This window comes from Bradyrhizobium sp. 23, from assembly GCF_023073295.1.
Taxonomy (GTDB): domain Bacteria; phylum Pseudomonadota; class Alphaproteobacteria; order Rhizobiales; family Xanthobacteraceae; genus Bradyrhizobium; species Bradyrhizobium canariense_D.
In genome coordinates, this window is the sequence record NZ_JADPJF010000151.1 from 465,150 (window position 1) to 474,252 (window position 9,103).

The 9,103-nt window shown below is 64.1% G+C and carries 11 protein-coding genes; 7 read left to right on the forward strand and 4 right to left on the reverse strand.

What is annotated here, in order from left to right:
• Nucleotides 1–83 precede the first annotated feature (83 nt).
• Nucleotides 84–881, forward strand: coding sequence for an acyl-CoA thioesterase domain-containing protein (locus tag IVB32_RS39240; protein ID WP_247370590.1), 798 nt, complete (start codon nt 84–86; stop codon nt 879–881).
• 17 nt (nt 882–898) lie between these two features.
• On the opposite strand, the gene IVB32_RS39245 is transcribed toward IVB32_RS39240, so the two are convergent.
• Together IVB32_RS39245 and IVB32_RS39250 are read right to left on the reverse strand one after the other, a co-directional pair.
• Nucleotides 899–1,366 carry a nuclear transport factor 2 family protein gene (locus IVB32_RS39245; protein WP_018455732.1) on the reverse strand — a complete coding sequence of 156 codons (468 nt, stop codon included), beginning with the start codon at nt 1,364–1,366 and terminating at the stop codon, nt 899–901.
• Between the two features lie 144 nt (nt 1,367–1,510).
• A complete protein-coding gene (locus tag IVB32_RS39250) occupies nt 1,511–2,323 on the reverse strand; it encodes an alpha/beta hydrolase (RefSeq protein WP_018455731.1) in 813 nt (270 codons plus the stop codon).
• Nucleotides 2,324–2,572: 249 nt separating this feature from the next.
• Between IVB32_RS39250 and infC the strand changes: the two genes are divergently transcribed.
• On the forward strand, nt 2,573–3,112 hold the full coding sequence (gene infC / locus IVB32_RS39255; RefSeq protein WP_085349942.1) for a translation initiation factor IF-3: 540 nt from the start codon (nt 2,573–2,575) through the stop codon (nt 3,110–3,112).
• A gap of 117 nt (nt 3,113–3,229) precedes the next feature.
• On the opposite strand, the gene IVB32_RS39260 is transcribed toward infC, so the two are convergent.
• A complete protein-coding gene (locus tag IVB32_RS39260; RefSeq protein WP_026233012.1) occupies nt 3,230–3,634 on the reverse strand; it encodes a hypothetical protein in 405 nt (134 codons plus the stop codon).
• Between the two features lie 270 nt (nt 3,635–3,904).
• On the opposite strand from IVB32_RS39260, the gene rpmI reads away from it, so the two are divergent.
• Both rpmI and rplT read left to right on the forward strand, forming a co-directional pair.
• Nucleotides 3,905–4,105 carry a 50S ribosomal protein L35 gene (gene rpmI, locus IVB32_RS39265; protein WP_007598540.1) on the forward strand — a complete coding sequence of 67 codons (201 nt, stop codon included), beginning with the start codon at nt 3,905–3,907 and terminating at the stop codon, nt 4,103–4,105.
• Nucleotides 4,106–4,186: 81 nt separating this feature from the next.
• A complete protein-coding gene (gene rplT / locus IVB32_RS39270; RefSeq protein WP_007598538.1) occupies nt 4,187–4,546 on the forward strand; it encodes a 50S ribosomal protein L20 in 360 nt (119 codons plus the stop codon).
• A 1-nt stretch (nt 4,547) separates the two neighbouring features.
• Here rplT and IVB32_RS39275 read toward each other — a convergent pair whose 3' ends face one another.
• Complete coding sequence (locus IVB32_RS39275) at nt 4,548–4,958, reverse strand: hypothetical protein (RefSeq protein ID WP_026233011.1); 411 nt, start codon at nt 4,956–4,958, stop codon at nt 4,548–4,550.
• A gap of 151 nt (nt 4,959–5,109) precedes the next feature.
• Between IVB32_RS39275 and pheS the strand changes: the two genes are divergently transcribed.
• The 3 genes from pheS to IVB32_RS39290 form a co-directional block, all read left to right on the forward strand.
• Nucleotides 5,110–6,192, forward strand: a complete 1,083-nt coding sequence (gene pheS / locus IVB32_RS39280) for a phenylalanine--tRNA ligase subunit alpha (RefSeq protein ID WP_026233010.1) — start codon at nt 5,110–5,112, stop codon at nt 6,190–6,192.
• Nucleotides 6,189–8,597: a phenylalanine--tRNA ligase subunit beta gene (gene pheT / locus IVB32_RS39285; protein WP_018455727.1), complete on the forward strand. Its 2,409-nt coding sequence runs from the start codon at nt 6,189–6,191 to the stop codon at nt 8,595–8,597. The genes pheS and pheT overlap by 4 nt, the downstream gene beginning before the upstream one ends.
• Nucleotides 8,598–8,619: 22 nt before the next feature.
• Nucleotides 8,620–9,103: sulfite exporter TauE/SafE family protein (locus IVB32_RS39290; RefSeq protein ID WP_247413104.1), on the forward strand; the 484-nt coding region annotated here is incomplete at its 3' end.

The following is a 9,103-nucleotide window of genomic DNA, read 5'->3' on the forward strand; positions in this document are numbered from 1 at the left end:
TTGTGGTAAGAGCGCTTCGCGCCTCCTCACCACGAGGATTGAGCATCTTGATTTCCCCGCACGTTCCTCCAAGCTCGCGCGTCATGACAAACATGCCTTTCTTCACCCGCGACGGCGACACATTCCACCCGACGGAAGTCGCCAATGGGCCGTGGGATCCGACATCGCTGCACGGACGCGTCATCGTCGGCCTGCTCGGCTTCGCCATCGAGGAGCGCCATTCCGGTCCTGAATTCGTGCCGGCGCGGCTGACCGTCGATATGTTTCGGCTGCCCACCATCGACAAGCCGATCGAGGTGACGACACGGCTGGTGCGCGACGGGATGCGCATCCGCATCGTGGAAGCAGAGTTCTTTTCCGGCGGCATCGGCATGGCGCGCGCCTCGTGCCAGCTGTTACGGCGAACGCAGAATCCCGACGGCAATGTCTGGTCGCCGCCGAACTGGGACGTGCCGAAGCCGGCCGACATTCCCAAGCCGACCGATCCCAGGCTCGGCATGAACGGCAAATGGACCACGCGACCGATCGTCGGTCACATGGGCTCGCTCGGGCCACGAAAGCTCTGGATGAGCGAGGTGCGCGAGCTGGTCGCGGGCGTGCCGATGACGCCGTTCGTCCATGTCGCCATCGGCGCGGACTTCGCCAGTCCGTTCGCGAACGCCGGCGACAAGGGGCTCGGCTACATCAACAGCGACGTCACGATCTATCTGCACCGCCTGCCGGTGACGAACTGGATCGGCTTCGAGGTGGTGAACCACCAGGCCACCGACGGTGTGGCGATCGGCGAATGCTGGCTCTATGACGAGCAGGGCCCGATCGGCACCGCCACTGTCGCGGCGCTGGCGCAGCGCAAGCCGATGGTAAATCCGTCGAAGCGGTAGGTGCGCAAGAACGACGGCTAACCCAAATGTCGCTTCATCTCCGGCCGCGCCTTGAGCTCCGCGCCCTGTCTGGCGACGATCTTCGCAATCCGTTCCGGCGCAAACTTCAAATCGACAAACGCCGGCGCGGTGTTGGCGACCTCGTGATAGCTGACGATCCTTCCGTCCCGGAGCGTCATGATCGCCACGCCCTCGAACATCGCCCGCGCGCCATCAGCCTCCGGCAAGATCGAGCGATAGCTGAACGTGTAGCGCGCATAGAGCGTGGTGCCGTTCGACACCGGGTCGTGCATGTCCCAGCGAAAGTCGGTCGCCGTGCGATAGAACCAGTCGTCGATCATCGCGGCGATCTTCTCGCGGCCGGCGAAGGCGCCATAGAACACGTCGTGATAGACGCCGTCCTCGGTGAAGAGATCCGCAAAGGCTTTTCCGTTGCGTTGTTCGACGGCGTCGCAGAAGGCGCGCAGCATGGCGGTGGTGGTCATCGGCGATTCTCCCCTCCCATTCTCAGTCATGCCCCGACCGGGGCATCCAGTACGCCGCGGCTTCTCGGCTTGAGCACGAGCGCCTCTGGAATACTGCATCGCCCGATCAAGTCGGGCGATGACACCGAGTGCTAGGTGACGATTTCACCCGATCTCGGCCACGGCGGCAAGAATGCGGGCGATGTCCTGCGGGCGCGAGAGGCGGTGATCGCCGTCCTGGATCATGGTCAGCACGACGTCGTCGGCCGGCAGGCGATGGGTCAGGGCGAACGCGTGCTGCCAGGGCACGTCAGGATCCTGCGCACCTTGCAGGATGCGGACGGGACAGCCGAGATCGATGGCGCTGCCGAGCAGGAGGTGGTTGCGTCCCTCCTCGATCAGATTCCGCGTGATCGGATAGGGCAAGCCGTCGCCATAGTTCGACGGTCTCAGCCAGACGCCTTTGGTCTCGATTTCTTTCTTCACCGCGGCCGGAAAATTCTTCCACATCAGCTCCTCGGTGAAATCGGGCGCCGGCGCGATCAGCACCAGGCCCGCCAGCGAGGCTTTGGCTTGCAGTTTCTTTTGCCGCTTTTTGATCTCGCGCGCGAGCAGCAGCGCCATCCAGCCGCCCATGGACGAGCCGATCAGGATTTGCGGGCCGTCGCAGAACCGCTCGAATACCGCGACGCTTTCCTCGAGCCAGCGCCCGATGGTTCCGTCGACGAAATCGCCACCGGATTCGCCGTGGCCGGAATAATCGAACCGGACCACGGCGCGGCCGTGATCCCGGGCCCATTCGTCCAGCGCCACGGCCTTGCTGCCCTGCATGTCCGACTTGAAACCGCCGAGCCAGACCAGCCCAGGTCCTTGACTTGATTCTTGGGCCGCGCGGCGGCGCACCGCGATCCGGCGTGTGGACGGGCCTTCGCCCACATCGATGAAGTCGAGCACGGCATCGGGAATTGGGTGATTCATGGAACGTTTACTCTGGCTGTGCGGTTTGAGCTGTCCGGACGTGCTCCGCAGCGCAGCCGGACGTCGGCATTGGCCCTTTGGGACGCTTGCGGAACAGAAGCAAGGTGTCTATGTCCCTCTGCGTGCCCCGCCGTGGCCAAAATGCCTCGCATTTGAGGCTTTTTCGACCGCCGCACGAGCGATTGCTTGCCGGCAACCGTATCTTCCTGCAAAATAGCCGCCTCTTTTCATAACTTTGGAGAACCACCCATTCGCCGTCCAAATAAAGCCCCGCCCACTGCCGCCAAAGACGGGCCGCGCATCAATGACGATATTCGCAATGCGCAGATCCAGCTGATCGATCAGACCGGTGACAACAAGGGCACCATCGAGACCGTCGCGGCTATCCGCTTGGCCCAGGAAGCCGGCATGGATTTGGTCGAGATCTCGCCGAACGTCAGCCCTCCCGTCTGCAAGATCATGGACTACGGGAAGTATAAGTATTCCGCGCAGAAAAAAGCCGCCGAAGCCCGCAAGCGGCAGAAGATCGTCGAGATCAAGGAGATCAAGCTCCGCCCGATGATCGACGACCACGATTACGAAGTGAAGATGCGCGCCATGCAGCGGTTCTTCGAAGAAGGCGACAAGGTCAAGATCACCCTGCGCTATCGTGGCCGCGAAATGGCGCACCAGGAGATCGGCACCAAGCTGCTCGACAAGATCAAGACCGACGTCGCCGAGCTCGCCAAGGTGGAGCAGGACGCGCGGTTCGAGGGCCGTCAGGTCGTCATGGTGCTGGCGCCGCGCTGACGCTGGTTCTTTAGGCTGAAGAATTCAACGGCCCGTCCGGATCTCCGGCGGGCCGTTTTGTTTTTTTGCCTCTCCCGCTTGCGCAAGAGAGAGCGCACCGTCCTCTGGAGGCGATAATTACGTCCTCGTCGCATGCCAGGTGCCGCTGCACTGATCGCCGGAGATGATACCCCTCCACGAACCGGCGCCGTTCACGCCAGCGAGGCGGCCGCCGCCGCTGGCATGGGAGGCCCCGACCGAGACCTGGACCGCGACGGTACCGCTGCGATTGACCCTGCCGGAGACCCGACCGCCGCCGGCGGACGACACTCGGCTGCCGGTGACGGTGAAGGGGACGCTGTAGCCCGAGCTGCAATTGCCGCGGGTGGTGGCGAAGGTGACGTTCCAGACGCCGTCATAGCCGCGGATGCGCGCATTGGCACTCGACGGAAACGCGGCCATGGCGAGCACGGCCAACAGCGCCAGGCAGCGCGGACGAGCGACATCAGTCAAGGACGACAGCGTTTGGGAAAAAGGGGGCATTCTGGTCCTGCTCCGGGTCACACGGCTCGGACATGAGGTTAGCAATTCCGGATAGTCGCCGGCTAGGTTCCACCGGTTCATCGTTGCCAATTCGCCCGTCCTCTGTCATAAGCCCAGCCTTCATTGCCCGGCTGATTAAGGGCTGCCGTGGCGGTGTCCGTGCGGGTTTCGCGCTTGTTCGTAAAACCTGAGCACAATCAACGCTCTAACGAGCATTTTGACGGCCAGCCGCCTTTGCGGGCGGATTTCTATGGCCATTAGGAGAGCCAAATGCCCAAGCTGAAGACCAAATCGGGCGCTAAAAAGCGCTTCAAGGTGACTGCCACCGGCAAAGTGATGTTCGCTCATCGCAGCAAGCGTCACGGCATGATCAAGCGGACGAAGAAGCAGATCCGGCAGCTGCGCGGCACCGCCGTGCTGTTCAAGACCGACGGCGACAACGTCAAGAAGTACTTCTTGCCGAACGCCTGATCGCGTCCACGATCATTGCCACCCGCGCCGCAGCTTTCGCGGCGATCCGAACATCAAGTCATCTTTCGAAGGATTTTTGTCATGGCTCGCGTCAAACGCGGTGTGACCGCCCACGCCAAGCACAAGAAAGTCTACAAGGCCGCCAAGGGTTTCCGCGGCCGCCGCAAGAACACGATCCGCACCGCCAAGCCGGCGGTCGAGAAGGCTCTCGTCTATGCCTTCCGTGATCGCAAGCGCAAGAAGCGGACGTTCCGCGCGCTCTGGATCCAGCGCATCAACGCCGCCGTGCGTCCGTTCGGCCTGACCTACAGCCGCTTTATCGATGGCATGGCCAAGTCCGGGATCACCGTGGACCGCAAGGTGCTGTCGGATCTCGCGATCAACGAGCCCGCGTCGTTCCAGGCGATCGCCGAGAAGGCCAAGGCCGCTCTGGCGGCCTGAGCTAGCGGCCGGCTCCGCCGGCCTTCAGCGCGCGTTGCGAGTAGCGCCGGGCGACCTCCGCCCGGCAGAATGCCGTGAACGACAGATACATGGTGCCGGATTTATTCCGGTACTTCCGGTCACACACGCGCATCTCGCGTTGGTAAGCCTGTTTCCGCGCCATGTTGAGGCCGGGCATGAAGTCCGCCTCGCATTTCTTCTCGACGGCGGCGCCGAGCTGGACATCGCCGCTCGCGGTCAATTGGCAATCCTGAAACACCTTGATCGCGCTTTCGCAGCCCTTCTGAGCAGCGATGGTGTCGACGACCTCGTCCAGCGTCATGGATTTCTCCATGCACACCATGGCGCGCGCCGGGTTGCCGGCGACCAAGAGAACGGCGGCGACAGCAGCCAGACCGGATCTTGAGAGCATCGCGAAAGCCTCCTCGTATCCCCCTTGGTGCCAGGCCCCCGCGCGAGGTTCAACCCAGCCGCTCGTCAGCCCGAAATGACCGGCTTTTCGCTTGACGTTACAGCCTTCGGGCGGCGACAACCCAGCCGAATTTGGCAGCAGGGATTTGACCGTGTCCGACCTCGCAATGCTCGAAACATCCATCCTCGACCACATCGCCGCAGCCGGCGATGAGGCCGCCCTCGAAGCGGTGCGCGTCGCAGCCCTCGGCAAGAAGGGTTCGATCTCGGCGCTTCTTGCCACGCTCGGAAAAATGTCCCCGGACGAGCGCAAGACGCAAGGCGCCGCGATCAACCAGGCCAAGGACAAGGTCACTGAGGCGCTCGCGGCGCGGCGCGACGTCTTGAAATCGGCGGCGCTCGACGCGCGGCTTGCGTCGGAAACCATCGACGTCACCCTGCCGCTGCGCGATGCGCCCGCCGAGGCCGGCCGCATCCATCCGCTGAGCCAGGTCTGGGACGAGCTGACCACGATCTTCGCCGACATGGGATTCTCGGTTGCCGAAGGCCCCGATATCGAAACCGACGACTACAACTTCACCAAGCTGAATTTTCCGGAAGGCCATCCCGCGCGCGAGATGCACGACACCTTCTTCTTCCACCCGAAGGAGGACGGCTCCCGCATGCTGTTGCGCACCCACACCTCGCCGGTGCAGGTGCGCACCATGCTGAGCCAGAAGCCGCCGATCCGCGTGATCTGCCCGGGCCGCACCTATCGCATCGATTCGGACGCGACCCACACGCCGCAATTCCACCAGGTCGAAGGCCTCGTCATCGACAAGCACTCCCATCTCGGCCATCTCAAATGGATCCTGCACGAGTTCTGCAAGGCGTTCTTCGAGGTGGACCACATCAACATGCGCTTTCGGCCCTCGTTCTTCCCGTTCACGGAGCCGTCGCTGGAAGTCGACATCCAGTGCCGCCGCGACAAGGGCGAGATCCGCTTCGGCGAGGGCGAGGACTGGCTCGAGATTCTCGGCTGCGGCATGGTGCATCCGAACGTGCTGCGCGCCTGCGGCATCGATCCCGACGAGTACCAGGGCTTTGCCTGGGGCATGGGCATCGACCGCATCGCCATGCTGAAATACGGCATCGCCGATTTGCGCCAGCTGTTCGACAGCGACGTCCGCTGGCTGTCCCATTACGGCTTCAAGCCGCTCGAAGTACCGACCCTCGCGGGAGGGCTGAGCTCGTGAAATTCACTCTCTCCTGGCTGAAGGAACATCTCGACACCGACGAGCCCTTGGACAAGCTCGCCGAGAAGCTCACCATGATCGGGCTCGAGGTCGAGAACATCGAGGACAAGGCGAAGGCGCTGAAGCCTTTCACCATCGCGAAGGTGATATCCGCCGAGCAGCATCCGAATGCGGATCGGCTGCGCGTCTGCATGGTCGACACCGGTGATGGCGGCGCACCCGTGCAGGTGGTGTGCGGCGCGCCGAATGCGCGTGCGGGTCTCGTCAGCGTGTTCTCCCCGCCCGGCACCTACATTCCCGGCAAGGACATCACGCTCGGTGTCGGCACCATCCGCGGCGTCGAGAGCCGCGGCATGCTGTGCTCGGCGGCTGAGTTGCAGATTTCCAACGACCATGACGGCATCATGGAATTGCCCGCGGATGCGCCGATCGGCGCTGCCTACGCCGCATGGGCCGGCCTCGGCGATCCCGTAGTCGAGATCAACCTGACGCCGAACCGGCAGGACTGCACCGGCGTGCACGGCATCGCGCGCGACCTTGCCGCCGCCGACATGGGCAAGTTCAAGGACCCCACAATCAAGCCGATCAAGGGCGAATTCCCCTGCCCGGTGAAGGTCACGGTCGAGGATGCGGCGCTGTGCCCAGGCTTCGCGCTGCGGCTCGTGCGTGGCGTGAAGAACGGGCCGTCGCCGGAATGGCTGCAGAAGCGACTGACCGCGATCGGGCTGCGCCCGATCAACGCGCTGGTCGACATCACCAACTTCATGACCTACGACCGCGCACGGCCATTGCACGTGTTCGACGCGAAGAAAGTGAAGGGCAATCTCGTGGTGCGCCGCGCCCGCGACGGCGAGACGCTGCTCGCGCTTGACGGCCGCAGCTACAATCTCGATCCCGCGATTTGCGTCATCGCGGACGAGCACGGCGTCGAATCGCTTGCCGGCATCATGGGCGGCGAGGCCTCGGGCTGCGACGAGACTACCACCGACGTGCTGATCGAATCGGCGCTGTGGAACGAGATCAACATCGCCCAGACCGGCCGCAAGCTCGGCATCAATTCGGACGCGCGCTACCGCTTCGAGCGCGGTGTCGATCCGGCTTTCATGGTGCCGGGGCTGGAGCTCGCGACAAAACTCGTGCTGGAGATGTGCGGCGGCACGCCGTCCGAGAACGTCGTGGTCGGCAAGAGCTTCGGCGACGACCGCGTGATCGATTTTCCGGTGACCGAGGTCAAGCGCCTCTCGGGCATCGAGGTGCCGATGCCGGAGATGAAGCGCATCCTGACTCATCTCGGCTTCATGATGGCGGGCCCGGGGCCCGTCGTGAAGGTCGCGGTGCCGTCATGGCGGACCGACGTGCACGGCAAGGCCGACATCGTCGAGGAAGTCGTCCGCATCTACGGCGTCGACAAGGTGCCGATGACGCCGTTCGAGCGCGGCGAGGACGCACGCAAATCCGTGCTGACCCCGCTCCAGCTCCGCACCCGCCGCGCCAGGCGCGCGCTGGCGAGCCGCGGCATCATCGAAGCGGTGACCTGGTCCTTCATCACCAAGTCAGCCGCAGAGCTGTTCGGCGGCGGCCAGCGCGAACTCGAGGTCGCCAACCCGATCGCGTCGGATTTGTCCGACATGCGCCCGACCCTGTTGGCCGGCCTGATCGCGGCGGCGCAGGCCAATGCCGATCGCGGCTTGAGCGATGTCGCGCTATTCGAGGTAGGGCAGGTGTTCAAGGGCGATCGCCCGCAGGATCAGTTCATGGCGGCAAGCGGCCTCCGCCGCGGCTTTGCGTCGTCGCAAGGTCTGGGACGACACTGGTCGGGTTCGGCGCAGGCTGACGTGTTCGATGCCAAGGCCGATGCGCTCGCGGTACTCGCCGCCGCCGGCGCACCAATGCAGGCCCTTCAGATCGTCGCGGGCGGCCCGTCCTGGCTGCATCCCGGGCGCTCCGGTACGATCCAGATCGGGCCGCAAAACGTGCTCGGCTATTTCGGCGAGATGAATCCGCGCGCGCTCGAGGCGCTCGGTGCCGGCGGCCCGCTGATGGTGTTCGAGGTGATCCTCGACCGCATCCCCGAGGCGAAGAAAAAGCCGACCCGTGCCAAGCCCGTGATCGAGCTGTCGGCATTCCAGCCTGTGTCGCGTGACTTCGCCTTTATCGTCGACCGCACCGTGAAGGGCGGCGACATCGTGCGCGCGGCTCAGAGCGTCGACAAGAAGCTGATCACCGCTGTGAACGTGTTCGACGTCTACGAAGGTAAGGGCATCGACGACGGCAAGAAGTCGATCGCGATCGCGGTGACGATTCAGCCGCGCGAAAAGACCCTGACCGACCAGGAGATCGAGGCCGTCGCCGCGAAAATCGTGGCGGAGGTGACGAAGAAGACCGGCGGCACTTTGAGAGCATGATCATGCTCGAGAATCATAGAGCATGAATCTCACTGACTTTCTTCCAAAGGACGTCAGCCTCACCATTGCGATGGCGCTCTGCGCCGTCGCTTTCGTTTCGGGCACCGCGCGCGGCTTCTCCGGCTTCGGCTCGGCGCTGATCTTCATGCCGTTGGCGAGCAGCATCGCGGCGCCGCGTCTGGTTGCCGCGCTGCTCCTCGTGATCGATTTCGTCGCGGCCGCGCCGCTGCTGCCTGACGCCTGGCGCAAGGCCGACCGCAAGGCCACCGCCGTGATCGTGCTGGGCGCGCTGGTCGGCGTGCCCGTCGGCACCTATTTCCTCAGCGTGCTCGAACCCGTTACGACGCGGTGGATCATCTCCTGCTTCGTCGCCGCGCTGTTGCTCTTGCTGCTGTCGGGCTGGCGCTATCGCGGCAAGGACCACGCGTGGCTCTCGGTCGGCATCGGCAGCCTCTCCGGCTTCTGTAGCGGCCTCGCCCAGACCGGCGGCCCGCCGATCGTCGGCT

Bases quoted from the DNA above. Each gene is read 5' to 3' on its own strand.
- IVB32_RS39250 (WP_018455731.1), bottom strand. From the start codon at position 2,323: ATGAATCACCCAATTCCCGATGCCGTGCTCGACTTCATCGATGTGGGC.
- rpmI (WP_007598540.1), top strand. From the start codon at position 3,905: ATGCCCAAGCTGAAGACCAAATCGGGCGCTAAAAAGCGCTTCAAGGTG.
- IVB32_RS39245 (WP_018455732.1), bottom strand. From the start codon at position 1,366: ATGACCACCACCGCCATGCTGCGCGCCTTCTGCGACGCCGTCGAACAA.
- IVB32_RS39240 (WP_247370590.1), top strand. From the start codon at position 84: ATGACAAACATGCCTTTCTTCACCCGCGACGGCGACACATTCCACCCG.
- IVB32_RS39260 (WP_026233012.1), bottom strand. From the start codon at position 3,634: ATGCCCCCTTTTTCCCAAACGCTGTCGTCCTTGACTGATGTCGCTCGT.
- rplT (WP_007598538.1), top strand. From the start codon at position 4,187: ATGGCTCGCGTCAAACGCGGTGTGACCGCCCACGCCAAGCACAAGAAA.
- IVB32_RS39275 (WP_026233011.1), bottom strand. From the start codon at position 4,958: ATGCTCTCAAGATCCGGTCTGGCTGCTGTCGCCGCCGTTCTCTTGGTC.